The organism is Halomonas sp. THAF12 (assembly GCF_009363675.1).
Classification (GTDB): Bacteria; Pseudomonadota; Gammaproteobacteria; order Pseudomonadales; family Halomonadaceae; genus Halomonas; species Halomonas smyrnensis.
Genome location: NZ_CP045399.1, coordinates 1,485,293 through 1,510,623 on the forward strand (window position 1 = coordinate 1,485,293; position 25,331 = coordinate 1,510,623).

Annotated in this window: 26 protein-coding genes and 1 tRNA gene; 10 read left to right on the top strand and 17 right to left on the bottom strand. The window is 69.9% G+C overall.

All coding sequences use genetic code 11. The features are described from left to right. Positions 1 to 4 precede the first annotated feature (4 nt). Positions 5 to 313 (top strand): SIP domain-containing protein, encoded by a 309-nt coding sequence (locus FIU88_RS19560; RefSeq protein ID WP_152478651.1) that lies wholly within the window; start codon positions 5 to 7, stop codon positions 311 to 313. On the opposite strand, the gene FIU88_RS06785 is transcribed toward FIU88_RS19560, so the two are convergent. Both FIU88_RS06785 and FIU88_RS06790 read right to left on the bottom strand, forming a co-directional pair. Further along, positions 255 to 917, bottom strand: a complete 663-nt coding sequence (locus FIU88_RS06785) for an NADPH-dependent FMN reductase (RefSeq protein ID WP_016856306.1) — start codon at positions 915 to 917, stop codon at positions 255 to 257. The genes FIU88_RS19560 and FIU88_RS06785 overlap by 59 nt on opposite strands. Positions 918 to 1,168: 251 nt before the next feature. Beyond that, positions 1,169 to 2,356, bottom strand: a complete 1,188-nt coding sequence (locus tag FIU88_RS06790) for an acetyl-CoA C-acyltransferase (RefSeq protein ID WP_152478652.1) — start codon at positions 2,354 to 2,356, stop codon at positions 1,169 to 1,171. Between the two features lie 119 nt (positions 2,357 to 2,475). Here FIU88_RS06790 and FIU88_RS06795 point away from each other — a divergent pair, with 119 nt between their 5' ends. The 3 genes from FIU88_RS06795 to FIU88_RS06805 all read left to right on the top strand — a co-directional run bounded on the left by FIU88_RS06795 (position 2,476) and on the right by FIU88_RS06805 (position 5,778). Next, positions 2,476 to 3,045, top strand: coding sequence for a TetR/AcrR family transcriptional regulator (locus FIU88_RS06795; RefSeq protein WP_016856308.1), 570 nt, complete (start codon positions 2,476 to 2,478; stop codon positions 3,043 to 3,045). A 257-nt stretch (positions 3,046 to 3,302) separates the two neighbouring features. Further along, positions 3,303 to 4,994 carry an AMP-binding protein gene (locus FIU88_RS06800; protein ID WP_152478653.1) on the top strand — a complete coding sequence of 564 codons (1,692 nt, stop codon included), beginning with the start codon at positions 3,303 to 3,305 and terminating at the stop codon, positions 4,992 to 4,994. Positions 4,995 to 5,010: 16 nt separating this feature from the next. Then, positions 5,011 to 5,778 (top strand): SDR family NAD(P)-dependent oxidoreductase, encoded by a 768-nt coding sequence (locus FIU88_RS06805; RefSeq protein WP_152478654.1) that lies wholly within the window; start codon positions 5,011 to 5,013, stop codon positions 5,776 to 5,778. Between the two features lie 224 nt (positions 5,779 to 6,002). Here the strand turns inward: FIU88_RS06805 and FIU88_RS06810 are convergent, their stop codons facing one another. Beyond that, entirely contained in the window at positions 6,003 to 6,314 is a 312-nt protein-coding gene (locus tag FIU88_RS06810) for a helix-turn-helix domain-containing protein (RefSeq protein ID WP_016856312.1), read from the bottom strand. Between the two features lie 80 nt (positions 6,315 to 6,394). Beyond that, positions 6,395 to 7,672: an adenosylmethionine--8-amino-7-oxononanoate transaminase gene (bioA, locus tag FIU88_RS06815; protein ID WP_152478655.1), complete on the bottom strand. Its 1,278-nt coding sequence runs from the start codon at positions 7,670 to 7,672 to the stop codon at positions 6,395 to 6,397. 423 nt (positions 7,673 to 8,095) lie between these two features. On the opposite strand from bioA, the gene FIU88_RS06820 reads away from it, so the two are divergent. Then, positions 8,096 to 8,782 (top strand): HNH endonuclease signature motif containing protein, encoded by a 687-nt coding sequence (locus FIU88_RS06820; protein ID WP_152478656.1) that lies wholly within the window; start codon positions 8,096 to 8,098, stop codon positions 8,780 to 8,782. A 132-nt stretch (positions 8,783 to 8,914) separates the two neighbouring features. Here FIU88_RS06820 and FIU88_RS06825 read toward each other — a convergent pair. From FIU88_RS06825 to bioB, 6 genes are all read right to left on the bottom strand, one after another. Further along, positions 8,915 to 8,999, bottom strand: a tRNA-Leu gene (locus FIU88_RS06825). Between the two features lie 45 nt (positions 9,000 to 9,044). After that, positions 9,045 to 9,746: a dethiobiotin synthase gene (bioD, locus tag FIU88_RS06830; protein ID WP_152478657.1), complete on the bottom strand. Its 702-nt coding sequence runs from the start codon at positions 9,744 to 9,746 to the stop codon at positions 9,045 to 9,047. Between the two features lies 1 nt (position 9,747). Then, complete coding sequence (locus tag FIU88_RS06835) at positions 9,748 to 10,566, bottom strand: malonyl-ACP O-methyltransferase (protein WP_152478658.1); 819 nt, start codon at positions 10,564 to 10,566, stop codon at positions 9,748 to 9,750. Further along, a complete protein-coding gene (locus tag FIU88_RS06840; RefSeq protein WP_152478659.1) occupies positions 10,563 to 11,321 on the bottom strand; it encodes an alpha/beta fold hydrolase in 759 nt (252 codons plus the stop codon). The genes FIU88_RS06835 and FIU88_RS06840 overlap by 4 nt, the downstream gene beginning before the upstream one ends. Then, positions 11,318 to 12,469 (bottom strand): 8-amino-7-oxononanoate synthase, encoded by a 1,152-nt coding sequence (gene bioF, locus FIU88_RS06845; protein WP_152478660.1) that lies wholly within the window; start codon positions 12,467 to 12,469, stop codon positions 11,318 to 11,320. Before bioF ends, FIU88_RS06840 begins: the two co-directional genes overlap by 4 nt. A 4-nt stretch (positions 12,470 to 12,473) precedes the next feature. After that, positions 12,474 to 13,571 carry a biotin synthase BioB gene (bioB, locus tag FIU88_RS06850; protein WP_172977673.1) on the bottom strand — a complete coding sequence of 366 codons (1,098 nt, stop codon included), beginning with the start codon at positions 13,569 to 13,571 and terminating at the stop codon, positions 12,474 to 12,476. Positions 13,572 to 13,641: 70 nt separating this feature from the next. Here bioB and FIU88_RS06855 point away from each other — a divergent pair, with 70 nt between their 5' ends. Further along, complete coding sequence (locus tag FIU88_RS06855; RefSeq protein ID WP_253742781.1) at positions 13,642 to 14,388, top strand: ComF family protein; 747 nt, start codon at positions 13,642 to 13,644, stop codon at positions 14,386 to 14,388. Between the two features lie 8 nt (positions 14,389 to 14,396). Here FIU88_RS06855 and FIU88_RS06860 read toward each other — a convergent pair whose 3' ends face one another. Next, positions 14,397 to 15,038 carry a LysE family translocator gene (locus FIU88_RS06860; RefSeq protein ID WP_152478661.1) on the bottom strand — a complete coding sequence of 214 codons (642 nt, stop codon included), beginning with the start codon at positions 15,036 to 15,038 and terminating at the stop codon, positions 14,397 to 14,399. A gap of 232 nt (positions 15,039 to 15,270) precedes the next feature. Here FIU88_RS06860 and FIU88_RS06865 point away from each other — a divergent pair, with 232 nt between their 5' ends. Then, the gene (locus FIU88_RS06865; protein WP_152478662.1) at positions 15,271 to 16,254 is read left to right on the top strand and encodes a serine/threonine protein kinase; all 984 of its coding nucleotides are present in this window, start codon (positions 15,271 to 15,273) and stop codon (positions 16,252 to 16,254) included. A gap of 28 nt (positions 16,255 to 16,282) precedes the next feature. Here the strand turns inward: FIU88_RS06865 and FIU88_RS06870 are convergent, their stop codons facing one another. Next, complete coding sequence (locus FIU88_RS06870) at positions 16,283 to 16,801, bottom strand: hypothetical protein (RefSeq protein ID WP_152478663.1); 519 nt, start codon at positions 16,799 to 16,801, stop codon at positions 16,283 to 16,285. Positions 16,802 to 17,073: 272 nt separating this feature from the next. Here FIU88_RS06870 and folE point away from each other — a divergent pair, with 272 nt between their 5' ends. The 3 genes from folE to FIU88_RS06885 all read left to right on the top strand — a co-directional run bounded on the left by folE (position 17,074) and on the right by FIU88_RS06885 (position 19,643). Then, a complete protein-coding gene (folE, locus tag FIU88_RS06875) occupies positions 17,074 to 17,631 on the top strand; it encodes a GTP cyclohydrolase I FolE (protein ID WP_016854535.1) in 558 nt (185 codons plus the stop codon). Positions 17,632 to 17,650: 19 nt separating this feature from the next. After that, entirely contained in the window at positions 17,651 to 18,061 is a 411-nt protein-coding gene (folX, locus tag FIU88_RS06880) for a dihydroneopterin triphosphate 2'-epimerase (protein WP_152478664.1), read from the top strand. A 121-nt stretch (positions 18,062 to 18,182) separates the two neighbouring features. Next, positions 18,183 to 19,643: an NAD-dependent succinate-semialdehyde dehydrogenase gene (locus FIU88_RS06885; RefSeq protein WP_016854537.1), complete on the top strand. Its 1,461-nt coding sequence runs from the start codon at positions 18,183 to 18,185 to the stop codon at positions 19,641 to 19,643. 168 nt (positions 19,644 to 19,811) lie between these two features. Here FIU88_RS06885 and purH read toward each other — a convergent pair whose 3' ends face one another. The 5 genes from purH to accC all read right to left on the bottom strand — a co-directional run bounded on the left by purH (position 19,812) and on the right by accC (position 25,318). After that, positions 19,812 to 21,386: a bifunctional phosphoribosylaminoimidazolecarboxamide formyltransferase/IMP cyclohydrolase gene (gene purH / locus FIU88_RS06890; protein ID WP_152478665.1), complete on the bottom strand. Its 1,575-nt coding sequence runs from the start codon at positions 21,384 to 21,386 to the stop codon at positions 19,812 to 19,814. A 71-nt stretch (positions 21,387 to 21,457) separates the two neighbouring features. Beyond that, positions 21,458 to 21,682 (bottom strand): DNA-binding transcriptional regulator Fis, encoded by a 225-nt coding sequence (gene fis / locus FIU88_RS06895; protein ID WP_235207488.1) that lies wholly within the window; start codon positions 21,680 to 21,682, stop codon positions 21,458 to 21,460. A 107-nt stretch (positions 21,683 to 21,789) separates the two neighbouring features. After that, positions 21,790 to 22,848, bottom strand: a complete 1,059-nt coding sequence (dusB, locus tag FIU88_RS06900) for a tRNA dihydrouridine synthase DusB (RefSeq protein WP_152478666.1) — start codon at positions 22,846 to 22,848, stop codon at positions 21,790 to 21,792. A 129-nt stretch (positions 22,849 to 22,977) separates the two neighbouring features. Further along, complete coding sequence (prmA, locus tag FIU88_RS06905) at positions 22,978 to 23,898, bottom strand: 50S ribosomal protein L11 methyltransferase (RefSeq protein WP_152478667.1); 921 nt, start codon at positions 23,896 to 23,898, stop codon at positions 22,978 to 22,980. Between the two features lie 79 nt (positions 23,899 to 23,977). Continuing rightward, the gene (accC, locus tag FIU88_RS06910; protein WP_016854542.1) at positions 23,978 to 25,318 is read right to left on the bottom strand and encodes an acetyl-CoA carboxylase biotin carboxylase subunit; all 1,341 of its coding nucleotides are present in this window, start codon (positions 25,316 to 25,318) and stop codon (positions 23,978 to 23,980) included. Positions 25,319 to 25,331 lie beyond the last annotated feature (13 nt).

Genomic DNA, 25,331 nt, shown 5'->3' on the forward strand with positions numbered 1-25,331 from the left:
GGCGATGAGCGGATCCTCCTCCCATCGATGCAGCCCCCGAGCGCAGCGAAGAGGGCGTTCCCCCCGTCGACGTTCACGCCCACGCCCGGGGAGATGGCGTTGCCCCTCCGCGGAGCCGGGTGGCGGGGAGCGGGGGGCGATCAGCGTCAACCTGACCGCCTTGCCCGACGACGCCCGCTGTCACGCCGTGATCGAGATTCCTCACGAATCGGATCGGCAGGCCCTCGTGCACCCCGAGAACATGCGGCTGCATGTCAGGCTCCGTCGTCAGGGGCGTTACGCTGTGAGGGGGCCTCGCGGAACGCGGGGCTGATCCGCTGGGGGTCGGCCACCTCCCGGTAACGGGCAGCGGCCTGTGCCCACCAGCCCAGCTGGCCCAGGGTGCGGCCGAAATAGTCGACCCAGCGCTCCGTGTCGTCGTGAAATCGGCCGTCTTCCTCCAGCGCCTGCTGGGCATGGGGGACATGAATCATGGCCGAGACCGGCAGGCAGCCCAGCTCCGCCAGGAAGGTGCGCATGTTGACCGCGGCCCTGGCGCCGCCCCATTGGCCGGCCGAGTAGGTCACGATGGCGCTGGGCTTGAAGGCATAGAGCGAGCTGCCGAAGTGGTTCAGCAGATGCGCCAGGGCCGGACTCATGGCGTGATTGTACTCCGGACTCACCATCACGTAGCCGTCGGCGGCGGCGATCCTGTCGGCGAGGGCATCCAGCGCATCGGGTACCTGCGACCTCGTGTAGGCGAAGTGCGGCTTGAAGACCGCGCCTAACTCGAGCTCCAGCGGATCGATCAGCTCGACCGAGGCGCCGTCGGCCTCGAGCAGTCGCTGGCAGGCACGGGCCACCCTGAGGCCCAGCCGAGCCGGTGCGGGGGGCGTCGAGTCGCGCGCGGTGCCGATAAAGATCAGATAGTGGGGCATGGCATGTCCTCCTTGACGTCATCTTGCCGAGCTCTCTGCGGCGTCTCAATGGCACCCGGGACACCTCGGCGGCATGGGGGGCGGATGATGACGCTTGCCTTCAAGGCAACGGCCGTCGCGTGGCATCGGCGAGGCGCATCAGGGCGAGCATCATCGGCATCGCCACCAGTGCCCCGCCCACGGCCGCCGGCGCCGCGCCAATGAGGGCGCCCGCCCGTGAGGCGGGCGCCTGGGGCAGCAGAGCCGAGGCGTCAGTCGATCAGCTCCACGGCGACGGCGGTGGCCTCGCCGCCGCCGATGCACAGGCTGGCGATGCCGCGTCGGCCGCCGGTGGTGCGCAGGGCGTGGATCAGGGTAGCGATGATCCGCGAGCCGGTGGAGCCGATGGGATGGCCCTGGGCGCAGGCGCCGCCGAAGACGTTGACCTTCTCGTGGGGCAGGCCGAGGTCGTCCATGGCCATCAGGGTGACCACGGCGAAGGCCTCGTTGATCTCGAACAGGTCGACGTCGTCCACGCCCCAGTCGAGCCGCTTCATCAGCGTGTCGATGGCGCCCACCGGGGCGATGGTGAACTCGCTCGGGTGACGCGAGTGGGTGCTGTGGCCGAGCATGCGGGCGATCGGGCGTGCGCCCAGGCGGCTCGCGCATTCCCGGCTGGCCAGTATCAGCGCCGAGGCGCCGTCGGAGATCGAGCTCGCGTTGGCGGCGGTGATGGTGCCGTCCCTGGCGAAGGCAGGGCGCAGGTCGCGGATCTTGTCGAGCCTGGCCTGAAACGGCTGCTCGTCGTGCTCGACCAGGTTCTCGCCGTGGCGGCTGGCGACGGTGACCGGCGCCATTTCCGCGGCCAGATGACCGGCGTTGGTGGCCTCCATGGCACGTTCCAGCGAGGCGATGGCGAAGTCGTCCATGCGCTCGCGGGAATAGCCGCGGGCGTCGGCGATCTGCTGGGCGAAGCCGCCCATCAGCTGGCCGGTCTCGGCGTCCTCCAGGCCGTCGAGGAACATGTGATCCTTCAGCTCGCCGTGGCCCAGGCGGTAGCCCGAACGCGCCTTGGGCAGCACGTGGGGCGCGTTGGACATCGACTCCATGCCGCCGGCCAGCATCAGCTCGCCGGCGCCGGCGCGTATCAGGTCATGGGCCAGCATGGTGGCCTTCATGCCCGAGCCGCACAGCTTGTTGACGGTGGTGGCGCCGACGGCGTCAGGGATGCCGGCCTGGCGCATCGCCTGTCGGGCCGGGCCCTGCTTGACGCCGGCGGGCAGCACGCAGCCCATGAAGCCCTCGTCGATGGCGGCGGCGTCGATGCCGGCGCGCTCGACGGCCGCCCGGATGGCGGTGGCGGCGAGTTCCGGGGCGCTCAGGCGGGAGAGGCCGCCCAGCAGGCCGCCCATCGGCGTGCGGGCGGCGGAAAGGAAGACGATCTCGCGTGAATCACTCATGGCGTGGCTCCCGATAGGGATTGTTATGTGGGAGGACGGCGGGCGCGTTGACCCGCCGATGGGGCTATGGTTCTCTCGAGCTAACCAAGCAAGCGCTAGTGTGAATGTCGATGAATGTAATGAATGACTCCCCGCGTCGCAAGGAGCTCACCCGCCAGGCCGCCCAGCTGTTCGTGCAGGAGGGCTTCGATCGGACCACGGTGCGCATGCTGGCCGAGGAGATGGGCATCAAGTCGGGGAGCCTCTTCCATCACTTCCGCGACAAGCAGGAGATCCTGGCCGCGGTGATCGAGGAGGGCACCCGCAACGCCCTGGCGATCGCCCATGCGGCCCTCGAATCATGCGACCGCGATCCACAGGCGAGGTTGCAGGCCATGGCCCGCGCCCACCTGGAGACCCTGCTCACCGACCGCAATGCCCACGTCGTGGCGCTCTACGAATGGCGCCGCCTGGACGACGACGCCCGCGCCCATCTCGGCCACCTGCGCGATGCCTACGAGGCGCTGTGGGAGGCGGTCATCGACGAGGCCCTGGCCGCCGGGCTGATTCACGGCGACCGCTTCCTGGTCTCGCGCTTCGTGATGGGCGCGCTCAACTGGACGGTGCGCTGGTACGACCCCGAGGGCGAGCGCTCCCCCGAGGAGCTGGGCCGCGAGCTGGTGGCCATGCTGATGGCGCCCCGGGGCTGAGACCAGAACGCCGAGACGGTGCGCCGAGGGCCGAGCCAGGGCCCGCGCTGGGGCGGGCTCGACCATGGTCTAGCGCTCGAGCCTCCCTCGCTTCTTGCCCCGCCCGGCGGAAACCTCTAGCGTGATCAGTACGGCGACAAGTTGACGTTTACGTCAACGGAATAATGGCGGCGCGCCGGCCGCGACCCGCACAGGCATAACAACAACCCGCGGGCGTTCCGGGGCCGATGCCCGGGCGTCCGTCACGGAGGCCTTCCATGAGCACGCCCGAGACGCTTGCCGATCCTGCCACCTCACTCGCCACCTCTCTCGCCACCTATCTCGAGACCTTCTCCGTCGAAGCCGTGAGCGCCCGGCTCGACGATCACGCCGACGGCCGCCTCAACGCCTTCGAGGCCTGCTGCGGCCGCCACCTGCGCGAAGGGCGCGGGGCGACCACGGCGCTGGTGCATGAAGATGCCGAGGGCCGCGTCACCCCCCTGAGCTACGCCGAGCTGGCGACGGCCAGCGAGCGCCTGGCCGGCTGGTTCGCCGACCAGGGCCTGGGCGAGGGCGATCGCATCGCCGGGATGCTGTCGCGCACGCCGGCGCTGTTGATCGCGGTGCTCGCCGCCTGGCGCATCGGCGCGGTCTACCAGCCGCTGTTCACCGCCTTCGGGCCGGACTCGGTCGGCTATCGCCTCGCGCGGGCCGGAACGCGGCTGGTGATCACCGATCCCGCCAACCGGGCCAAGTTCGACGGCCTGGCCGAGTACCCGCCGGTGCTCGCGGTGGGCGGCGTTGATGCCGCGCATGGTGTCGATCACGACTGGGCCGCCGCCCTCGCGCACGCGCCCATCGCCACGCCGCCCCCGCGCCAGGCGCCGGACGCGCCCTTCCTGCAGATGTTCACCTCCGGCACCGTGGGCAAGCCCAAGGGCGTGGCCGTGCCGCTCTCGGCGCTACCGGCCTTCGCGCTCTACATGGAGCTGGCCGTGGGCCTGGAGCGAGACGACCGCTTCTGGAACATGGCCGATCCCGGCTGGGCCTATGGGCTCTATTACGCCATCACCGGGCCGCTGCTGCTGGGCGCGACCACCCACTTCTGCGAGGCGGGCTTCGGCGCCGAGGTGGCGCGGGACTTCCTGCAGCGCCACGGCATCACCAACTTCGCCGCCGCGCCCACCGCCTACCGGCTGATGAAGGCCTCGGGACTGTTCGACGAGGCCGGCGCGCGCCTCGCACTGAGGCGCGCCAGCTCGGCGGGCGAGCCGCTCAATACCGAGGTGGTGGGCTGGGTGGAGCGCACGCTGGGCTGCCCGGTGATGGATCACTACGGCCAGACCGAGACCGGCATGACCTGCTGCAATCACCATGCGCTGGATCATCCCCGCCCCCATGGCGGCATGGGCGCGCCGCTGCCCGGCTATCGGCTGGCGATTCTCGACGCCGAGGGCCGCGAGCTGCCGCCGGGCGAGCCCGGGGTGCTGGCGGTGGACATCGCCCGCTCGCCGGCGCACTTCTTCGCCGGCTATACCTGGCAGGAGAAGGATCCTTTCATTGACGGCTACTACCTGACCGGCGACGTGGTGATCGGCCACGAGGACGGCACCTTCCAGTTCGCCGGGCGCAACGACGACATCATCACCACCTCGGGCTATCGCGTCGGCCCCACCGACGTGGAGAACTCCGTGCTGACGCACCCGGCGGTGGCCGAGTCCGCCGCCGTCGGCCAGCCCGACGCGCTGCGCGGCGAGATCATCCGCGCCTACGTGGTGCTGCGCGACGAGCATGAGCCCAGCGAGTCGCTGGCCGAGGAGATTCGCCAGCAGGTGCGCGAGCGGCTCTCGACTCACGCCTTCCCGCGAGCGATCGAGTTCGTCGACGCCCTGCCCAAGACCCCCAGCGGCAAGATCCAGCGCTTCAAGCTGCGCGCGGACGCCGCCGACAAGGCGGCGGTCGCCCCCTGACCGTGGAGACATGACCATGCAAGTGAAGGACAACGCCTTTCTGATCACCGGCGCCGCCTCCGGGCTGGGTGCGGCCACCGCCGAGCGGCTGGTGGCGGCGGGCGGCCGCGTGACCCTGTGCGACCTGAGCGAGGGCATCGAGGCCCTGGCCGAGCGGCTGGGCGCGGCGGCCATCGCCGTGCGCGGCGACGTGACCTCGGCCGATGACATCCGGGCCGCGGTGGACGCCGCCGTGGCCCACGGCGGCGAGGCAGGCCTTGCCGGCGTGGTGCACTGCGCCGGCGTGGTCAGCGTGGCCAAGCTGCTCGACCGCGAGGGGAATCCGGCCGACCTCGACGACTATGCCCGCACCCAGCAGATCAACCTGGTCGGCACCTTCAACGTGATGCGCCTGGCGGCGGCGGCCATGGCAGGGAACGCCCCGGGGGAGGACGGCGAGCGCGGGGTGATCGTCAACACCGCCTCGGTGGCGGCCTTCGACGGCCAGGTGGGGCAGTGTGCCTACAGCGCTTCCAAGGCCGGGGTGGTGGGCATGAGCCTGCCGGCGGCCCGGGAGCTCTCGCGCCACGGCATCCGGGTGATGGCCATCGCCCCGGGGGTGTTCGAGACGCCGATGATGGAAGACCTGCCCGAGGCCGCCGTGGAGGCGCTCTCGGCGGCGGTGCCGTTCCCCAAACGGCTGGGGCGGCCCGGGGAGTACGCCCGCCTGGCCGAGCAGATCATCACCAATCCGATGCTCAACGGCGAGGTGATCCGCCTGGACGGCGGCATTCGCATGCAGTGAGTGGGGGCGTCACCGTGAGCAGTCAAACACCCCCGGGCGCCGGCCTGGGGGTGTTTGCGTCGAGGGGGGGCGGTGGCCGCGTTCGGCGATGGCGATCCTGCCGGATCGATCCGCCTGGCAGCCTCCCGGCGCTGGGTGCCTGTGTTGCGCTACCCGATAGCCCCCCGACAAATGTCGTCTTGCATGACGAGGCGTCACGCCGTGCCGGGGGCATCGGTGCGCGATCAGCGGGCCGGGTCGCGCGGGGGATAGCCCAGGGCCTGGCGCAGCATCTCGGCGTGGCTGGTCACCCAGTCGGGGGCGATGGGGCCCCAGTCCTGGATGACATAGTGACCGATGTTGTGGCGCTGGCCGGGTTCGGGCACGAACTCGCAGTGGATGTCGAGCTCGGCCAGCGCGGTGATGGTGTCCTGGGCCGTGCGTCGCGGCATGCCCGTGGCCTCCATGATCGCCGGCACGCTGGCGGTGCCGGTGGCGATCAGGTGGGCCACGTAGAGGCGGCGGTAGAAGCTGGTGCGGGTCTTGCTCAGGCTCATGGGTCTCGTCATCCCTGAAGGTTTGCCCAAGGCTGACACGCCGCCGCGGCGAGTGCCAGCCCGAGGCCGAACGGGACGCGTCAGCGTTCCCGGGACAGGAACCAGCCCTTCATGGCGCCGGTGATGCGACGCATGTCGTCGTGCGGGGTGATGTAGGCGGGCATGGTGTACAGCCAGCGGCCGAAGGAGCGCAGCCACACGCCCTGGGTGCGGGCGAAGTCGGCCGCCCCCTTGAGCGATTCGGGGTCGTGGACCTCGATCACCGCGGTGGCGCCGAGCGCGCGCACGTCGGCCACGTCCGGGTGGGCGCGCAGCGCCTCGTCGTCCACCAGTTCCTCGCGCAGCACGCCGTTCAGCGCCTCGATGCGCCCGAGGTAGTCGTCCTCCTCGAACACCGCCAGGCTCTCCAGCGCGACGCGGCAGGCCAGCGGATTGCCCATGAAGGTCGGGCCGTGCATGAAGGCGTGCAGCTCGCTGTCGCCGATGAAGGCATCGTGGACGCGGTCGGTGGCCAGCGTCGCGGCGTGGCCCAGATAGCCGCCGGTCAGGCCCTTGGACAGCACCATGATGTCCGGCGTCACGTCGGCATGATCGGCGGCGAACATCCTGCCGGTGCGGCCGAAGCCGGTGGCCACCTCGTCGAAGATCAGCAGCACGTCGAACTCGTCGCACAGCTCGCGGGCGCCGCGCAGGTAGTGGGGCGAGGTCATGTTGAGCCCGCCGGCCGCCTGCAGCAGCGGCTCCATCAGCAGCGCGCCGATCTCCCCGTGATGGGCCTCCAGCACGCCGCGCAGGGCGTCGAGATCGGCCTGCACCTCGTCGCGGCTGGCATCGAAGCCGGCGGTGGGCGCGGGGGCGAAGTGGTGCTGCGGCAGGAAGCCCGCGAATAGCGAGTGCATGCCTTCCTCGGGATCGCACACCGCCATGCAGCCGGCGGTGTCGCCGTGGTAGGCCTTCATCAGCGTCAGCATGCGGTGCTTGGCCGGCTTGCCGCGCAGGTAGTGGTACTGCACGGCCATCTTCATGGCCACTTCCATGCCCACCGAGCCGCTGTCGGAGAAGAACACGTGGTTCAGGCCTTCCGGCGTGACACGCACCAGCTCGCGGGCCAGGCGGTCGGCCGGCTCGTGGGTCAGCCCGCCCAGCATCACGTGGCACAGCTCGTCGGCCTGGCGCTGGATGGCCTCGACCAGCCGCGGATGGCGATAGCCGTGGATCATGCACCACCAGGAGCAGGTGGCGTCGAGCAGCGACTCGCCGGTATCCAGGGTGAAGCGCGGCCCGTCGCCGCCGACCACCTTGGGTGACGGGGTCTGGGTCTTGAGATGGGAGTAGGGGTGCCAGACGGGGGATGTCATCGGGCCTCCGGGGCATGCGTGTAGGGCGCCGCCGATGCACGCAAGGCACCGGCGGCCGGATGGCGCATACCTTACATGTAAACCTTGTGGTTATGAAGGTGTTGACTGTGGTGTGCCTGAGCACGGGGCTGACCGCTAAGCGCGAGTGAGGGGGCTTCGATGGTAGGCCGGATGTTCGCCATGTCGGTGGGGGTCGGTCGGACAGTAGGGAAAACCCAAGAGTGTGGAGCAGGCCCTGCCTCCGGCATGTTGACCTCAGGGCAGCGGCGTATTTCATGAGGCTACCGCGCGTCTCGCATCGACAAGGCGGCGACCGTGTGGTGTGACGGTCCGGTCGGGTGGTGCGACATGCGAGCGTTGGCGTTTAACATTAGTAATCTCTTACTCTATGGTGTCGTATCCATTACCGATAAGGAATGCGGGATGCCGACGCCATGGAGCGATGAGGAGCTCAAGGCTTCCGTCGAGGCCTATGTCGAGATGCTGGATAAGCAGCGCCGGGGCGAACGAGTGATCAAGGCCCGTTATTACCGGACGCTAGAGAAGCGGTTCGGCAGGGCTGCCAAGGCCTTCGAATATCGGGCTCAAAACATCTCTCATGTCTACGCGCTGCAGGGACGTACTTGGATCGCAGGGCTGAAGCCGGCGGGCAATGTCGGCGTTAATATCGTGGCCCGATTGGAAGCCTTAATCGCCGAGGTGGAAGGGCATCAACCCTCGGCATCGGCCACGTTCGCAACCGAAGTCAACGAACAACGAGGCCTGTATCGCGATAACGCGTCGACATCGCCGACGGGACGGCTGGTGCCTGACAAAAAAGCGGTCAACACAACGGTCTATGAGCGCGAGCCCGCCGTGGTAGCGTGGGTGCTGACGAAGGCCGATGGCGTCTGCGAATGCTGCGATTCGCCCGCGCCTTTTACTCGCGAGGATGGCAGCCTCTTCTTGGAGGTGCATCATCTCAAACGCTTGGCGGATGGTGGTCCCGATATCGTGGAAAACGCCATCGCCTTGTGCCCGAATTGCCATCGTGAGTTGCACGCCGGTGTGGGCAAGCATGAGCTGGCCGCACGGCTTATCGACAAAATCGAACGGCTTGACGCTTATTGATAAGAGGCCGGAAAGATCGAGAAGAAATGGCCAAAGAATTGTCGACGGCTAAGTCACAATCTGGTCACAGGGGATAATCGAATGCCTCGAGGAAGGGTCGTCGAGATGTCGAGACCGTGAGGCAAATCAGAATGGTGCGGATGGGGAGACTTGAACTCCCACGCCCGAAGGCACCAGAACCTAAATCTGGCGTGTCTACCAATTCCACCACATCCGCACGGGTCAGGCAGGCGTCCATATTTTACGGACGCCTTGCGGCAAGTCAATCGTCGTCGGGTAACTCCAGGTGATCGGCGGCCGCGGCGGCGCGGGCGTCCGGGGTGTCGGCGTCCAGGCGCGGCACGATGCCGAGGCAGGGCGCGTTCAGGGTGTGCTCCAGCGTGGCCAGGTTGTCGCGATAGCAGGCGTCGTCGGCAGAAAAGTCGGGGTCGATCAGGTTGCCCACCCAGCCGGCCACGCGCAGGCCGTCGGCGCGGATCGACTCGGCGCTGAGGCGGGCATGATTGAGGCAGCCGAGCTTGAGCCCCACCACCAGGATCACCGGCAGCTCGAGGCGCAGCGCAAGCCCGGCGAGGTCCTCCTCATCGTTGAGCGGCACGCGCCAGCCGCCGGCGCCCTCGATCAGCGTCAGCCCGCGCCGCTCGGCCAGCGGGGCGGCAGCGTGGTCGGCCAGGGCGTCGACGGTCGGCCGCTCGCCGACCTGCTTGGCGGCCAGGTGCGGGGCGATGGGCGGCGCATAGGTGTAAGGGTTGATGACGGCGTAGGGGGTGGCCGGCTCGCTCTGGGCCTGCAGGGTCAGGGCGTCGATGTTGCGTAGCCCCTCGGCCGTGGCCTCGCAGCCGGAGGCCACGGGCTTGAGCCCGAGGGTGGTCAGCCCGCGGCGGCGGGCACGGGCCAGCAGGCCGCTGGCGACGAGGGTCTTGCCGGCGTCGGTGTCGGTGCCGGTCACGAAGTAGGCGGTCATCTCAGCGTTCCAGGTCGAGCGTCAGAAGGTGGTAGGAGACGGGCAGGCCGTCCTCGGTGCGAAGCGCCTCATAGCGGCGGGCGGCGCGGGCGACGTCGGTGCGCGAGAGCCGAGCGCCGTCGCGGGCCACCTGGGCGCCCACGCCCTTGATCGAGGCCATCACCGCGGAGAGGTCGGGATAGTGGAAGCGTTCGATGCGCTCCGTGACCTCGACCCGGCGGAAGCCGGCCTCGTGGGCGGCGCGGCGATGGTGGCCGGCGTCCCGGAAGTCGAGCAGGGCGGCGGGGCGCTGCCAGGCCTGGCCGACCTCGGAAAGCGTGCCCGGCGCCAGGGTGTTGATCAGCGCGCGACCGCCGGGGCGCAGCACCCGGGCGAGTTCGGCCAGCACCGCCCCCAGGTCCGGGCACCACTGGATCGCCAGGTTGGAGACCGCCAGGTCGAGGCGGCCGCTCGGCAGCGGCAGGTCGGCGGCGTCGGCGCACAGCCAGTCGATGCCCTCGCCGTGGCGGCGTCGGGCCTCGGTGAGCATGCCCGGCGCCAGGTCGAGGCCGTGGATCGTGGCGCCATCGCCATAGCGACGCGCGAGCTCGGCGGTCAGGTCGCCGGGGCCGCAGCCCAGGTCCAGCACGGCGCCGGCGCGGTCGGGCAGCCGCGCGATCAGTCGCTCGGCCATGGCCTGCTGGGCCCGGGCGCGTTCGTGATAATGCGGCGCGGCCCTTGAGAAGGCGTGGGCGACCCGGGCGCGCCAGTCGCGATTCCCGTGGTCGTTGTGCTCGTCCCCGGGGCGGGCGTCGACGGCGTGACTGGGCTGGGCGGTCATGGCGTGGGCTCCAGGGCGGCCCCGGCGATCGTCGTGCACTCGGGTGCCACGGCGATGGCGGCCAGCGCGCGGGCGAGCCGTTCCGGCTGGCTGATCAGCGGGCAGTGGCCGGCTTCGGGCAGTCGCAGCTCGGCCCGCTCGCGCTCTTCCGGGGCCAGCAGCGGGTCGGCCTCGCCGGCCAGGCGATGCACCGGGCAGGGCGGCGAGGCGAGGCGCTCGGCGTTGTCGAGCTCGCCGAGCTGGGCGAGCCCCGCGGCCAGGGTCGCGGTGTCGGCGCTGGCGTCATCGCCGAGCAGGGCGATGAGCCTTTGATGCGCGGCCCGGGGCGACGGCTCGCCGCCGAGCTGCCAGCGCAGAAAGTGGGCGTGGGTGCCCGCCGGGTCGCGCCGGAAGGCCTTGCGAAACTGGGCCAGGGCGGCGCGGCTGACGCCTTCGGGATGCGGGAAGCGCTCGCCCATGCCGAGCAGGACCAGGGCGCGGGGCGTGGGCAGCCGCTCGAGCAGGGCGCCGGCCAGCAGGCCGCCCAGCGACCAGCCGACCCAGACGGCGTCGCTCGGCAGCTCACCGGCCATGGCCTCGGCCAGTTCGTCCAGCGAGGCGGGATCCTCGAGCGCCTCGCGCTCGCCGTAGCCCGGCCAGTCCGGTGCGGTGATCGTAAGCCCGCTCGGCCAGTGCCCGTCGAGCGCCTGCCACAGTCGGGCGTCGCAGCCCCAGCCGCCGAGCAGCACCAGCTTCCGGTTTGCCGATTCGCTCATGGGCCTTCCTCCCGCCGGCAGGCGGCCAGCCCGTCGAGCAGGGCGTCCAGGGCGTCGTCGTCGTGGGCGGCGGAGAGCGTGATGCGCAGCCGCGCCTCGCCTTTCGGCACCGTCGGGGCGCGGATGGCGCCGACTCGTAGGCCCGCGTCGCCGAGCCGGGCGGCCCAGCGCAGCGTGCGCGCGCTGTCGCCGAGGCGCAGCGGCTGGATCGGCGTGGTCGATTCGTCCAGCGTCAGGCCGAGGCCGGCGGCCTCGCGGCGGAAGCGCGCGATGCGTTCATGCAGCCGGGCGCGGCGCTCGGGCTCGGCCTCCAGCACGTCGAGGGCGGCCAGGGTGGCCGCCGCCACCCCGGGCGGCTGGGCGGTGGTATAGACATAGGGCCGGGCGAACTGCACGAGATGTTCGATCAGCGCCTCGTCGCCGGCCACGAAGGCGCCGGCGCTGCCGAGCGCCTTGCCCAGGGTGCCGACCAGCACCGGCACGTCGTCGACGCCATAGGCCCGGCCGGCGCAGCCGTCGCCGGCCTCGCCGAGCACGCCCAGGCCGTGGGCATCGTCGATCATCAGCCAGGCGTCGTGGCGGCGGGCGGTGGCGGAAAGCCCCGCCACGTCGGCCACGTCGCCGTCCATGCTGAACACGCCGTCGCTGATCACCAGCGCCGGGGCCCCGCTCGGGGCGCGGGCCAGCAGCCGCTCGAGGTCATCGAGGTCGCGGTGGTGGAAGCGCCGCGAGGGGGCGCCGGCGAGCCGGGCGCCGTCGATCAGCGAGGCGTGATTGAGACGATCCTGGAAGACCGGCGTGTGGCGATCGCACAGCGCCTGCAGCACGCCCAGGTTGGCCATGTAGCCGGTGGAGAACAGCAGCGCCCGGGGGCGGCCGGTGAGCGCGGCGAGGCGCCGCTCCAGCGCCTCGTGGATCTCCTGATGGCCGCACACCAGATGCGAGGCCCGGCCGCCGGCGCCGAAGCGCCGCGCGCCCTCGGCCTGGGCCTGGGCGAGGCGCGGGTCGCGGGCCAGGCCGAGATAGTCGTTGCCGGCGAAGTCGAGCCGGCCGTCCTCCGGCCCCACGGTGGGCCGGGCGCGCCACAGCCCCTCGGCGCGGCGGGCCTCGGCCCGCTCGGCCAGGCGACGCGACCAGGTCTCGGCCATGGGATCAGGCTCCGGTGGCGTCGTAGAACATCGCGTCGTCCTGGCGCTCGCGCATGGCGGCTTCCAGGGCGGCCTCGGTCTTCTCGTCGTCGGCGCAGGTCTCGCGCTGCTCCGGGTGCAGGCCGAGCTTGTCGAACAGCGCCCGGTCGCGCTCCACCTGGGGGTTGCCGGTGGTCAGCAGGGTGTCGCCGTAGAAGATCGAGTTGGCACCGGCCAGGAAGGCCATGGCCTGGGTGGACTCGTCCATCTGCTCGCGGCCGGCGGACAGGCGCACGTGGCTCTTCGGCATCAGGATGCGGGCCACGGCGATGGCACGGATGAACTCCAGCGGGTCCAGGTCCTCGGCGTTCTCCATCGGGGTGCCCGGCACCTTGACCAGCATGTTGATCGGCACGGATTCGGGATGCGGTTCCAGGCGCACCAGCTGCTGGAGCAGGGCGGCGCGGTCGCGGGGTGCCTCGCCCATGCCGAGGATGCCGCCGGAGCAGACCTTCATGCCCGCCTCGCGCACGTTGGAAAGCGTCTCCAGGCGATCGGCGTAGGTGCGGGTGGTGATGATCTCGCCGTAGTAGTCCGGCGAGGTATCGAGGTTGTGGTTGTAGTAGTCGAGCCCGGCCTCGGACAGGCGCTTGGCCTGATCGACGTCGACCATGCCCAGGGTCATGCAGGTCTCGAGCCCCAGCGCCTTGACCTGGCTGACCATCTCCATCACCACCTCGAGGTCCTTCTCCCGCGGGCTGCGCCAGGCGGCGCCCATGCAGAAGCGGCTGGCGCCGGCCTCCTTGGCGGCCTTGGCCTGGTTCACCACCTTCTCGATCTCGAGCAGCTTCTCCTTGCCGAGCCCGGTGTTGTAGTGGCCGGACTGCGGGCAGTACTTGCAGTCTTCCGGGCAGGCGCCGGTCTTGATCGACAGCAGGGTGGAGACCTGCACGGCGTTGGGATCGAAGTGTGCGCGGTGGACCTGCTGGGCGCGGAACATCAGGTCGTTGAAGGGCAGCGCGAACAGCGCCTCGATCTCCTCGAGGGACCAGTCGTGGCGAAGGTCCGGACGGCTGGCTAGGGTCAGATCAACCGGGGCGTTGTCGTGGGGCTGGGCAGGCATGAGGGGCTCGCTTATGGTCAACTTGGCACGAATACGTGAGTTGACCGATAGGGTACGGAGGCAGGTCGGCATGTCAACCTTGTGGCGTCATGAGGTTGACGACTGGCTGCGTCGCGCATTGCCGGGCCGCTGCGCCTTCTGCCTGGCGGCCTGCGCGCCCGGCCGCCCCTGGTGCGGTGACTGCCACGCGGCGCTGCCCTGGAATCGCGCGGCCTGCCCGGTCTGCGCCGAGCCGCTCCCGGGCACTGTCACCCCGCGCCCCTGCGGCCACTGCCTGCGTCGGCCGCCGGCCTACCTTCGCGCCCGGGTGCCGCTGCGCTACGAGGGCGAGGTGGCGGGGCTGATGCAGCGCTTCAAGTTCCATGCCTCGCCACGGGCCGGCACGCTGCTGCTGACGCTGCTGGAGGAAGGGCTGGAAGAAGGGCTGGAGGAAGGGATGAAAGCGGGCCAGGCCGGCATCGCGCCGCCCCAGGCGCTGATCGCCGTGCCGCTGCATCCGCGACGCGCCCGGGAGCGCGGCTTCGATCAGGGCCGCTGGCTGGCCGAACGGCTGGCGGCGAGGCTCGAGGTGCCGCTCATCCCGGCCCGGCGCAAGAAGGATACGCCGAGCCAGCGGGGCCTCGACCGGCGAGGGCGGCGGGGCAACCTGCGCGGCGCCTTCGAGGTGCCCCGGGCGCTGCCGGCGCGGGTGGTGCTGCTCGATGACGTCATGACCACCGGCGCCACCCTCGCCGCCCTGGCCCGGGCCTGTCGCCGGGCGGGCGCCGAGGATATCGAGGCCTGGGCCATCGCGAGAACGCCGCGGGAAACGCCGTGAATCGGCGTCTAGGGCGAGGTGGCGATCAGCGAGCCGCCCGCGGCCATGAACAGGCCGCCGGTGGCGCGATGAAAGCCCCTGGCCCGGCTGGGGTGGCGGAACCACTGGCCGAGGCCCGAGCCCATGGCGGCGTAGAGCCACATCAGGCTGAGGTCGACCGCCGCCCAGGTGGCGGCGAGGATGGCGAACTGCGACAGCTGGGGCTCGCCCACGTCGATGAAGTTGGGGAACAGGGCGGCGAAGAACAGCAGGTCCTTGGGGTTGCTGATGCCGACCAGGAAGCCCTGGCGGAACAGGCGGAGGCCGGAGGTGGTCGCGGGCGGGGACGCCGCGGCGGTGTCCGGGGCGTCCAGCGGCGAGTCGTCGCCGGAGCGCCGCCAGGCCTGAAGGCCGAGGATCACGAGGTAGGCGCCGCCGGCGAGCTTCAGCACGTGGAAGGCGCTCTCCGAGGCGGCCAGGATGGCGCCGAGGCCCAGCGACGACAGCACCATCAGGGCCAGCGAGGCCAGGGTGCCGCCGCACACGGTGGCCGCGGCGCGGCGGCGGCCGAAGCGCAGGCCGTGGCTGGTGCAGAGCAGGGCCACCGGGCCGGGGAAGATGATCAGGGCGGCGATCACGCCGAGATAGGTGATCCAGGTCAGCAGTTCCATGGCGTGCCTCCGGCCGGGGTGTCCAAGACGTGCATCGGTCACCGTGCCGATGAAGGCACGAGCATAGGGCAGGCGCGGGGGCGATTTCTAGCCGCTTTCTCTATCGGCGGTATCCGTGGCGATGGGCGCCGGGACAGGCGGTAGAGGCGGGGGCTGTCGACGGATCCGCCTCGAGGAGCCGTCTTGGGGATGGCTTTGTTACCATGGCGTTTTGCCTGTGACGAGAACGCCCATGACCGATGCGATTCATCCCTTTGCTCGCCTCGAGCCCGCGCGGGTCGTGGCGGCGGTGGAGTCCCTGGGCTTCTGGCTGCCGGGCGAGCCCTTCGCGCTCAACAGCTACGAGAACCGGGTCTACCTGGTGCACGACGACGAGCGCCGCCGCTGGGTGGTCAAGTTCTATCGCCCGAACCGCTGGAGCGACGCCCGGATCCAGGAGGAGCACGACTTCCTGGCCGAGCTCGAGGCGGCCGGCGTGACGGTGGCCGCCCCCTGGCGCGATGATGCGGGGGCGAGCCTGCATCGCCACGACGACTTCCGCTTCTCGCTGTTTCCCCATCTGCCCGGCCAGGCGCCGGAGCTGGACAATCCCGAGCACCTGTTCGCCCTCGGCGAGACCATCGGCGCCGTGCACGCGGTGGGCGAGCGCCGGGCCTTCGTGCATCGCCGCCACCTGGCACCGCGGGCGATGGCCGAGGAGGCCGCCGAAACCGTGCTGGCCAGCCGCTGGCTGACGGATCATCAGCGCCCGGCCTACGAGCGCATCAGCCGGGGCCTGATCGAGGCGCTCGGCGCCCGGGAGTGGCCGGCGCGACAGCTGCGGGTCCAGGGCGACTGCCACCTGGGCAACATGCTGGGCCGCGACGAGCACTTCGCGCTGGTGGACTTCGACGACTGCCTGATGGCGCCGGCGGTGCAGGACCTGTGGATGCTGCTCACCGCCGAGGACGAGGGCGAGCGCCAGATGCAGCTCTCCGAGGTGATCGAGGGCTACGAGCAGCACCGCGACTTCGATCGCGGCGAGCTGGCGCTGGTGGAGCCGCTGCGCGCGCTGCGGCTGATGCGCCACAGCGCCTGGCTGGTGGCGCGCTGGGAGGATCCGGCCTTCCCGCAGGCGTTTCCGTGGCTGGCGGACGCCGGCTACTGGGACGCTCACCTGCGCGAGCTCGAGCAGCAGCGGCTGAAGCTGGACGGCACGGCCCGCTGGCTGTCCTGAGCCGCGCCCGGGCGACGCGCAGCGGCGGTTACGGCCGGTCGGCGGTCTCGTCGGCGTCGTGCTGGCGGCGGCGGGCGTTGATCTCCGCGGACGGATTCGCCTGCTGCTCCAGGCTCAGCGGCCGGGTCAGCGTCAGCACGAAGACGTCATCCGGCGTCAGCCGGCAGCGGCCGTCCGCACAGGCGTCGAGGCCGAAGGCGCCGTCCTCGTCGTAGGCGCCGGCGGTGAGTTCTCCGCTGTAGATGGCGCTGTCGGCGCCGGCGGTCTCGACGCAGGTCAGGGCGCTGGCGGTCAGCCGCAGGCGCTCGCCGTCGCGCCGGGCATTGCCGGTGACGACGCAGTAATCGGGGAGGCGGTGGCTGCCCCGTTCGCTCTGCACCGGATGCATCACCACGTTGTCGCGGCTCGGGGTCTCGGCGTCGAGGGTCAGGTCATCGACCAGGGCCATGGCCACCCGGGCATCGGCGGGCAGGGAGAGGGTGTCGCCCAGGGCCAGGCTCGGCAGGGCCAGGGCGGTCGCCATCAGCAGAATCGTCGGCTTGAACATGTCGGTGCTCGGCAGGCAGCGGGTCGAGTGTCGCGGTGGGCTCAACTCTATCACAGCCGCCGGCGGCACCCAGTCGGACCGGTGCGACATGGCGTCGCCGTCATGCGGCCGCGAGGCCGCCGCGGCACTGCGTCGAGCGGCGCCTTGCGCTAGAATGACGCTTTCCCTGATCCGCTAATTGTACAAGAAGCGGTTTTTTAATAAGTTATGTATAAGGTGTGGCCGGGCCATCGCCGACGCACCACTATCACGACTCTGCATGGGGCCTGACCATGACCGAACAGCTCGCCAAGCACTACCGCCAGATCATCGAGGGACTGGGGGAGGACCCCGAACGGGAGGGGCTCCGTGACACCCCCAAGCGGGCCGCCAAGGCCATGCAGTTCCTCAACCATGGCTATCAGCAGTCGCTGGAGGAGATCGTCAACGGCGCGGTCTTCGCCTCCGAGACCGACGAGATGGTGCTGGTGAAGGACATCGAGCTGTACTCGATGTGCGAGCACCACCTGCTGCCGTTCATCGGCAAGTGCCACATCGCCTACCTGCCCCAGGGCAAGGTGCTGGGCCTGTCCAAGTTTGCGCGTATCGTGGACATGTATGCCCGTCGCATGCAGATTCAGGAGAACCTGACCCGCCAGATCGCCGAGGCGGTACAGCAGGTCACCAACGCCCGCGGCGTGGCGGTGGTGGTCGAGGCCCGCCATATGTGCATGATGATGCGCGGCGTCGAGAAACAGAATTCCAGCATGACTTCCTCGGTGATGCTCGGTGCCTTCCGCGAGCACCAGAGCACGCGCCAGGAGTTCCTGACCCTGGTTCAAGGCCGCTGAGGCCGCTAAGGAGAGCGACATGTCACTGCACGCGCTGGGCGACGAGCACCTCGATCACGATCTGGCGACGATCCGCATCAAGGATCTGCGCCTGAGGACCCATATCGGTATCAAGGAAGAGGAGATCCAGAATCGTCAGGACGTGGTGATCAACATGGTGATCCGCTATCGCGCCGACAAGGCGGTGGCCTTCAACCACATCGAGCAGGCGCTGAACTATCGCACCATCACCAAGCAGGTGATCGCCCTCGTGGAGGACAACCGCTTCCAGCTGCTGGAACGCATGACCCGCGAGGTGCTCGATCTGGTGATGAGCGATGAGCAGGTGCTGGCGGCGCAGGTCGAGATCGACAAGCCCCATGCGCTGCGCTTCTCTGATTCGGTGTCGATCACGCTCTCCGACTCCCGCGAGGCGCGTCGCCCGGCCTGACTCCACTGCCGCGGCGGGGCGGCAGGGTTGAATGACGCTCATGGATGAGCGGTTGGCGTGTCGGGGGGCTTGCGCTTAGCATGAGATGCATCCCCGCAAGGCCGCACCCCAGGAGTCAAACATGGAAGCCCTGAAGGAAACCCAGCTCTATTGCCCGTTCGCCTATATCGACGGCAGCTGGGTCGCCGCCGACAGCGGCGAGCAGATCGATGTGATCAATCCCGCCACCGGCGAATCGATGGGCGACGTGCCGAGGCTCGGCCGCGCCGAGACCGAACGCGCCATCGCCGCCGCCGATGCGGCCCTGCCGGCCTGGCGCGCCCTCACCGCCCAGGAACGGGCCGATATCCTGATGAAATGGCACGACCTGATGCTCGAGCATCAGGACGACCTGGCCATGATCATGACCTTCGAGCAGGGCAAGCCGCTCAAGGAAGCCGCCGGCGAGATCGCCTATGCGGCGAGCTTCCTGCGCTGGTTCGCCGAGGAGGCCCGCCGGGTCTACGGCGAGACCATTCCCGCCGCCCAGGCCCAGCAGCGTATCCTGGTCACCAAGCAGCCGATCGGTGTGGTCGGCGCCATCACGCCGTGGAACTTCCCGGCGGCGATGATCACCCGCAAGGCCGGCGCCGCGCTGGCCGCGGGCTGTACCTTCGTGGTCAAGCCGGCCAGCCAGACACCCTTCTCCGCCACCGCGCTGGCGCTGTTGGCCGAGCGCGCCGGCGTGCCGCGCGGCGTGTTCAACGTGGTGCCCGGGCGCGCCTCGGAGATCGCCGCGGCGCTGACCGAGTCCCCGCTGGTGCGCAAGATCACCTTCACCGGCTCCACCGAGGTGGGTCGCGAGCTGATGAGCCAGGCCTCGCGCCACGTGCAGAAGATCTCGCTGGAGCTCGGCGGCAACGCGCCCTTCATCGTGTTCGAGGACGCCGACCTGGACGCCGCCGTGGAAGGCGCCATGGCCGCCAAGTTCCGCAACGCCGGTCAGACCTGCGTGTGCACCAACCGCTTCCTGGTGCAGTCCAGCGTGGTCAATGCCTTCTGCGAGAAGCTGGCGGTAGCCATGAACAGCGAGCTGAAGGTGGGCAACGGCAGCGACGAGGGCGTCAACATCGGCCCGCTGATCGACGACCGCGCGGTGGAGAAGGTCTCCGAGCACGTTCAGGACGCCGTGGATCATGGCGCCGAGCTGCTGCTGGGTGGCCATCCGCACCCGCTGGGCGGCAACTTCTTCACCCCGACGCTGATCAACGCCGCCAACGGCAGCATGAAGGTCGCCACCGAGGAGACCTTCGGCCCGCTGGCCGCGGTGTTCCCGTTCGATGACGAGCAGGACGCCGTGGCCATGGCCAATGACACCGAGTTCGGCCTGGCCTCCTACTTCTATTCCCGCGACCTGGCCCGCGTTTGGCGCGTCTCCGAGGCGCTGGAGTACGGCATGGTCGGCATCAACACCGGGCTGATCTCCAACGCCGCGGCGCCCTTCGGTGGGGTCAAGGCCTCCGGCCTCGGCCGCGAGGGCGGCCATCAGGGCATCGAGGAGTTCCTCGAGACCAAGTATCTGTGTATTGATCTGGGCGCCTAAGCGCCGAGCTACAAGCGCCGAGCTACGAGAAAACCCCGAAGGCCCTGGCCTTCGGGGTTTCTTTTGCTTCGGGCGGTTTCATGCTGCTGACTTGCAGCTTGCAGCTTGCAGCTTGCAGCTTGCAGCTTGCAGCTTGCAGCTTGCAGCTTGCAGCTTGCAGCTTGCAGCTCAGTGGCGGAAGTGACGCATTCCGGTGAAGACCATGGCGATTCCGGCCTCGTTGGCGGCGTCGATCACTTCCTGATCGCGCATGGAGCCGCCGGGCTGGATCACCGCGGTGATGCCGGCCTTGGCGGCGGCGTCGATGCCGTCGCGGAACGGGAAGAAGGCGTCGCTGGCCATCACCGAGCCGGGCACGGAGAGGCCCTCGTCGGCGGCCTTGATGCCGGCGATCTTGGCCGAATAGACGCGGCTCATCTGGCCGGCGCCCACGCCGATGGTCTGGCCGTCCTTGACGTAGACGATGGCGTTGGACTTGACGTACTTGCCGACCTTCCAGGCGAAGGCCAGATCACGCATCTCCTGCTCCGACGGCACGCGCTCGGTGACCACGGTCAGCTCGTCGCGGCCGACCATGCCCAGGTCGCGGTCCTGGACCAGCAGGCCCCCGGTGACGCGCTTGAGGTCGTGGGCGTGCTCGCGCTCGCCGGGCCAGTGGGCGGAGATGTCGAGCAGGCGCACGTTCTTCTTCTCGGCGACGATCTCGCGGGCCGCGTCCTCGACCCCGGGGGCGATGATCACCTCGACGAACTGGCGGTCGATGATGGCGCGGGCGGTCTCGGTGTCGAGCGCGCGGTTGAAGGCGATGATGCCGCCGAAGGCGCTGGTCGGGTCGGTGGCGAAGGCCTTGTCGTAGGCCTCGAGCTGGCTGGCGCCGACGGCCACGCCGCAGGGGTTGGCGTGCTTGACGATCACGCAGGCGGTGTCGGTGAAGCTCTTCACGCACTCCAGCGCGGAGTCGGTATCGGCCACGTTGTTGAACGACAGCGGCTTGCCCTGCAGGGTCTCGGCGGTGGAGACGCTCGGTTCCTGGCAGTTCGGCTCGACGTAGAAGGCCGCGGACTGGTGCGGGTTCTCGCCGTAGCGCATGGACTGCTTCTTGTGGAACTGCAGGTTGTAGGTGCGCGGGAAACCGTCCTCGCCGCCCTCGACGCGCTGGCCGAGGTAGTCGGCGATGGCGGCGTCGTAGCCGGCGGTGTGTTCGAAGGCCTTGACCGCCAGGTCGAAGCGGGTGGCCTGCTGCATGCCGCCCCGGGCGACTTCCTCGAGCACGCGGCCGTAGTCACCGGCGTCGACCACGATGGTGGTGTAGGCGTGATTCTTGGCGCAGGAGCGGACCATGGTCGGGCCGCCGATGTCGATGTTCTCGATGGCGTCCTCGAGGGTGCAGTCCGGGCGCGCCACGGTGGCCGAGAACGGATACAGGTTGACCACCACCATGTCGATCGGCGCGATGTCGTGCTCGGCCATCACCGCGTCGTCCTGGCCGCGACGACCGAGGATGCCGCCGTGGATCTTCGGATGCAGGGTCTTGACGCGGCCGTCCATGATCTCGGGGAAGCCGGTGTGCTCGGAGACCTCGGTGACCGGAATGCCGTTCTCCTGCAGCAGGCGGAAGGTGCCGCCGGTGGAGAGCAGCTCGACGCCCTGGTCGCTGAGGCCGCGGGCGAAGTCGACGATGCCGGTCTTGTCGGACACGCTGATCAGGGCGCGACGGACCGGAGTGGAAGAGGCTTGGGACATGAAGGTCACTCTGTTGGGCGTTGAGGGAACAAAACGCAAGCGAGGGCGCTCGATGGCGCCCTCGCGGGGAGTCAGATCAGCCCGTAGTGCTTGAGCTTCTTGCGCAGGGTGCCGCGGTTGAGGCCGAGCATCTCGGCGGCGCGGGTCTGGTTGCCCTGGGCGTTCTCGAGCACCGAGGCCAGCAGCGGCGCCTCGACCTCGGCCATCACCATGGCGTGAAGGTCGGTGACGTCGCCGCCGTCGAGGTGGTCGAAGTAGCGTCGCATGGCGGCGTCGACGGCCTCGCGCAGGGGCATGTCGCCGTGGGGGCTCAGCGCGCTGCCGTCGGCCTCGTCGAGGCGACGGGAGGCTCGGGCGTCCAGCTCGGTCAGCGCGGAATTCTGGTCAAGGGCTTGGCTGCTGGTCATGCGGCACAGGTTCCATCCGGCGTCATGGCCCGGGCGACACGGTGCGGCGCCGTGGCGGGGTCATGACGAAAGAGTTCGTCGATGAAGCGGCACTGGGCAGCGGCGCTGTCCAGGCCATTGAAGGTGGCGCGCAGGGCGCGTCGTCCGTCGTCGTCGAGGCGCACATCGCCGGCCAGGTACCAGCCGAGATGCTTGCGGGCGATGCGCACGCCCATGTGCTCACCATAGAAGTCGTGCAGGGCCACCAGGTGGCCGTGGAGCACCGCCGCGCGCTCGGCGTCGTCGGGCGCCGCGAGGCGCTGGCCGTGCCGCAGGTAGTGGTCGATCTCGCGAAAGATCCAGGGGTTGCCCTGGGCACCCCGGCCGACCATCACCGCATCCGCTCCAGTATAGTCGAGGACGTGGCGGGCCTTCTCCGGCGAATCGACATCGCCGTTGGCGAAGATCGGCAGGCTCACCGCGGCCTTGATGGCGGCGATGGTGTCGTACTCGGCCTCGCCGCCGTAGCGCTGCTGGCGGTGACGGCCGTGCACGGCCAGCGCCTGGATGCCGGCGTCCTCGGCCAGCTTGGCCACCCGCACGCCGTTGTTGCTGTCGGCGCACCAGCCGGTGCGGATCTTCAGCGTCACCGGCACGTCCACCGCGGCGACCACCGATTCGAGGATCTCGGCCACCAGCGCCTCGTCGCGCAGCAGCGCGGAGCCGGCGGCCTTGTTGCAGACCTTCTTCGCCGGGCAGCCCATGTTGATGTCGATGATCTCGGCGCCCATCTCGGCGTTGAGCCGCGCCGCCTCGGCGAGCATCTCGGCGTCGCCGCCGGCGATCTGCACGGCGCGGGGGCCGGGTTCGCCGCGATGGTCCATGCGCAGGCGCGACTTGCGGGTGTGCCACAGGTTCGGGTCCGAGGTCACCATCTCGCCCACCACCAGGCCCGCGCCCAGCCGCCGGCAGAGTGCGCGGAAGGGACGGTCGGTGACGCCGGCCATGGGGGCCAGGATCACCCGGTTCGGCAACGCATGAGCGCCGATGCGAGGCAGGGGGCGTGAATCGGGCATGGTCGAGATCGATGGTTCGAAGGGGGGACATATCATACGCCCCCCGATGGCCTGGGTGAAGGAGCAACGTGCGGCAGGGCGTCGCCCTGCACACGGTGGTCGGCGCCGGACGCGGCGGCGACGGTGCGGTCAGCCCTCGGCGGCGCGCCGTCCGGTGAGGCGCACCCAGCCCTCACGCACCTCGGGCTCGTCCATGATCAGGCCGCGCGCCTCGTAGGCCTCGCGCACCTCGTCGGCCTGGGTCTCGAGAATGCCGGACAGCGCCAGGCGGCCGCCCGGCGCCACGCGCCCGGCGATCTCGCCGGACAGCTCGACCAGCGGGCCGGCCAGGATGTTGGCGATCACCACCGGGAAGCGCGCCGTGGCGTCGAGCTGCTCCGGATAGTGGAGCGAGAAGTCGTCTTCCTCGACGCCGTTGCGCTCGGCGTTGTCGCGGCTGGCGGCGAGCGCCTGGGGGTCGATGTCGGTGCCCCGGGCCGAGCTCGCGCCGAGCTTGAGCGCGGCGATGGCCAGGATGCCGGAGCCGCAGCCCACGTCCAGCACCTCGCGGCCGCCGAGCTCGCCGGCCACGGCCAGGTCGTCGAGCCAGGAAAGGCACAGCGCCGTGGTGGGGTGGGTGCCGGTGCCGAAGGCCAGGCCGGGATCGAGATGCAGGTTGACCGCCTGAGGGTCCGGCGCCTCGTGCCAGCTCGGCACGATCCACAGCTTCTGGCCCATCTGCAGGGGCGCGAAGTCGTCCATCCAGGCGCGCTCCCAGTCGCGATCGTCGAGCAGTTCATGCTCGATCTCGGGACAGGGCTCGCCGGGCATGGCCTCGGACCAGGCGCCGGCCAGGCGCTCGAGCATCGCGGGCAGGCCCTCGAGGTCGTCGTAGAGGCCGGTCAGCACCGTTTCGTCCCACAGCGGCGTGGTGCCGCGCTCGGGTTCGAACAGCGGGTCGTCCTGGGCGTCCTGGAGGGTGATGGCGGTGGCGCCTTCGTCCAGCAGCAGTTCCTCGAGCAGGTCGGCCTGCTCGGGGGCGATGCGGGCCTTGAGTTGCAGCCAGGGCATGGGAACTCCCGGGAATCGCGTGGTGAAACGACGGCGGGGCGGCCAAGCCGCCCCGCTGCCGGAGGAGTGCCGACCGGGCTCAGAGGCCCAGCTTCTTCTCCAGGTAGTGGATGTTGACGCCGCCCTGCTGGAAATAGCCGTCGCGGACCAGATCCTTGTGCAGGTCGGTATTGGTCTTGATGCCTTCGACCAGCAGCTCGTCCAGGGCGTTGCGCATGCGGGTCAGCGCCGTCTCGCGGTCGACGCCCCAGGTGATCAGCTTGCCGATCAGGGAGTCGTAATGCGGCGGCACCGAGTAGCCGGTGTAGACGTGGGAGTCCATGCGCACCCCGATGCCACCCGGCGGGTGGTAGAGGGTGACCTTGCCCGGGGAGGGCATGAAGGTCCTGGCATCCTCGGCGTTGATGCGGCACTCGAAGGCGTGGCCGCTGAGCTCGATCTCGTCCTGGCTCACGGACAGCGGCAGGCCGGAGGCGATGCGCAGCTGTTCGCGGACGATGTCGACGCCGGTGACCATCTCGGTGACCGGGTGCTCGACCTGCACGCGGGTGTTCATCTCGATGAAGAAGAACTGGCCATTCTCGTACAGGAACTCGAAGGTGCCGGCGCCGCGGTAGCCGATCTCGATGCAGGCATCGGTGCAGGCCTTGAGCACCTGGGCGCGGGCGTCCGGGTCGAGGCCCGGGGCCGGGGCTTCCTCGAGCACCTTCTGGTGACGGCGCTGCAGCGAGCAGTCGCGGTCATAGAGGTGGACGGCATTGCCCTGGCCGTCGGCCAGTACCTGAACCTCGACGTGGCGCGGGTTCTCGAGGAACTTCTCCATGTAGACGGTGCCGTCGCCGAAGGCCGAGTGGGCCTCGGTGCGGGTCACGGTCACCGCGGAGAGCAGGTGGCCCTCGGTGTGCACCACGCGCATGCCGCGTCCGCCGCCGCCGGCGGCCGCCTTGATGATCACCGGATAGCCGATGCGGCGAGCGGTGGCGAGGATCTCGCCTTCGTCGTCGCCCAGCGGGCCGTTGGAGCCCGGTACGGTGGGCACGCCGGCCTTCTTCATGGCCTCGATGGCGCTGACCTTGTCGCCCATCAGGCGAATGGTCTCGGCGCGGGGGCCGATGAAGGTGAAGCCGGAGCGTTCCACCTGCTCGGCGAAGTCGGCGTTCTCGGAGAGGAAGCCGTAGCCGGGGTGGATGGCGCTCGAGTCGGTGACCTCGGCGGCGCTGATCAGCGCCGGGATGTTGAGGTAGGACTGCGCGGAGGAGGCCGGGCCGATGCACACGGCCTCGTCGGCCAGGCGCACGTGCATCAGGTCGCGGTCGGCCTTGGAGTGGACCGCGACCGTGCGAATGCCGAGCTCCTTGCAGGCACGCAGGATACGCAGAGCGATCTCGCCGCGATTGGCGATGAGAACCTTGTCCAGCATGATGGGGTCCGCC

Excerpts from the sequence above, each read along its gene's own strand:
- FIU88_RS19560 (WP_152478651.1), top strand. The coding sequence starts at position 5 with ATGAGCGGATCCTCCTCCCATCGATGCAGCCCCCGAGCGCAGCGAAGA.
- FIU88_RS06785 (WP_016856306.1), bottom strand. The coding sequence starts at position 917 with ATGCCCCACTATCTGATCTTTATCGGCACCGCGCGCGACTCGACGCCC.
- FIU88_RS06790 (WP_152478652.1), bottom strand. The coding sequence starts at position 2,356 with ATGAGTGATTCACGCGAGATCGTCTTCCTTTCCGCCGCCCGCACGCCG.
- FIU88_RS06795 (WP_016856308.1), top strand. The coding sequence starts at position 2,476 with ATGAATGACTCCCCGCGTCGCAAGGAGCTCACCCGCCAGGCCGCCCAG.
- FIU88_RS06800 (WP_152478653.1), top strand. The coding sequence starts at position 3,303 with ATGAGCACGCCCGAGACGCTTGCCGATCCTGCCACCTCACTCGCCACC.
- FIU88_RS06805 (WP_152478654.1), top strand. The coding sequence starts at position 5,011 with ATGCAAGTGAAGGACAACGCCTTTCTGATCACCGGCGCCGCCTCCGGG.
- FIU88_RS06810 (WP_016856312.1), bottom strand. The coding sequence starts at position 6,314 with ATGAGCCTGAGCAAGACCCGCACCAGCTTCTACCGCCGCCTCTACGTG.
- bioA (WP_152478655.1), bottom strand. The coding sequence starts at position 7,672 with ATGACATCCCCCGTCTGGCACCCCTACTCCCATCTCAAGACCCAGACC.
- FIU88_RS06820 (WP_152478656.1), top strand. The coding sequence starts at position 8,096 with ATGCCGACGCCATGGAGCGATGAGGAGCTCAAGGCTTCCGTCGAGGCC.
- bioD (WP_152478657.1), bottom strand. The coding sequence starts at position 9,746 with ATGACCGCCTACTTCGTGACCGGCACCGACACCGACGCCGGCAAGACC.
- FIU88_RS06835 (WP_152478658.1), bottom strand. The coding sequence starts at position 10,566 with ATGACCGCCCAGCCCAGTCACGCCGTCGACGCCCGCCCCGGGGACGAG.
- FIU88_RS06840 (WP_152478659.1), bottom strand. The coding sequence starts at position 11,321 with ATGAGCGAATCGGCAAACCGGAAGCTGGTGCTGCTCGGCGGCTGGGGC.
- bioF (WP_152478660.1), bottom strand. The coding sequence starts at position 12,469 with ATGGCCGAGACCTGGTCGCGTCGCCTGGCCGAGCGGGCCGAGGCCCGC.
- bioB (WP_172977673.1), bottom strand. The coding sequence starts at position 13,571 with ATGCCTGCCCAGCCCCACGACAACGCCCCGGTTGATCTGACCCTAGCC.
- FIU88_RS06855 (WP_253742781.1), top strand. The coding sequence starts at position 13,642 with ATGTCAACCTTGTGGCGTCATGAGGTTGACGACTGGCTGCGTCGCGCA.
- FIU88_RS06860 (WP_152478661.1), bottom strand. The coding sequence starts at position 15,038 with ATGGAACTGCTGACCTGGATCACCTATCTCGGCGTGATCGCCGCCCTG.
- FIU88_RS06865 (WP_152478662.1), top strand. The coding sequence starts at position 15,271 with ATGACCGATGCGATTCATCCCTTTGCTCGCCTCGAGCCCGCGCGGGTC.
- FIU88_RS06870 (WP_152478663.1), bottom strand. The coding sequence starts at position 16,801 with ATGTTCAAGCCGACGATTCTGCTGATGGCGACCGCCCTGGCCCTGCCG.
- folE (WP_016854535.1), top strand. The coding sequence starts at position 17,074 with ATGACCGAACAGCTCGCCAAGCACTACCGCCAGATCATCGAGGGACTG.
- folX (WP_152478664.1), top strand. The coding sequence starts at position 17,651 with ATGTCACTGCACGCGCTGGGCGACGAGCACCTCGATCACGATCTGGCG.
- FIU88_RS06885 (WP_016854537.1), top strand. The coding sequence starts at position 18,183 with ATGGAAGCCCTGAAGGAAACCCAGCTCTATTGCCCGTTCGCCTATATC.
- purH (WP_152478665.1), bottom strand. The coding sequence starts at position 21,386 with ATGTCCCAAGCCTCTTCCACTCCGGTCCGTCGCGCCCTGATCAGCGTG.
- fis (WP_235207488.1), bottom strand. The coding sequence starts at position 21,682 with ATGCCCCTGCGCGAGGCCGTCGACGCCGCCATGCGACGCTACTTCGAC.
- dusB (WP_152478666.1), bottom strand. The coding sequence starts at position 22,848 with ATGCCCGATTCACGCCCCCTGCCTCGCATCGGCGCTCATGCGTTGCCG.
- prmA (WP_152478667.1), bottom strand. The coding sequence starts at position 23,898 with ATGCCCTGGCTGCAACTCAAGGCCCGCATCGCCCCCGAGCAGGCCGAC.
- accC (WP_016854542.1), bottom strand. The coding sequence starts at position 25,318 with ATGCTGGACAAGGTTCTCATCGCCAATCGCGGCGAGATCGCTCTGCGT.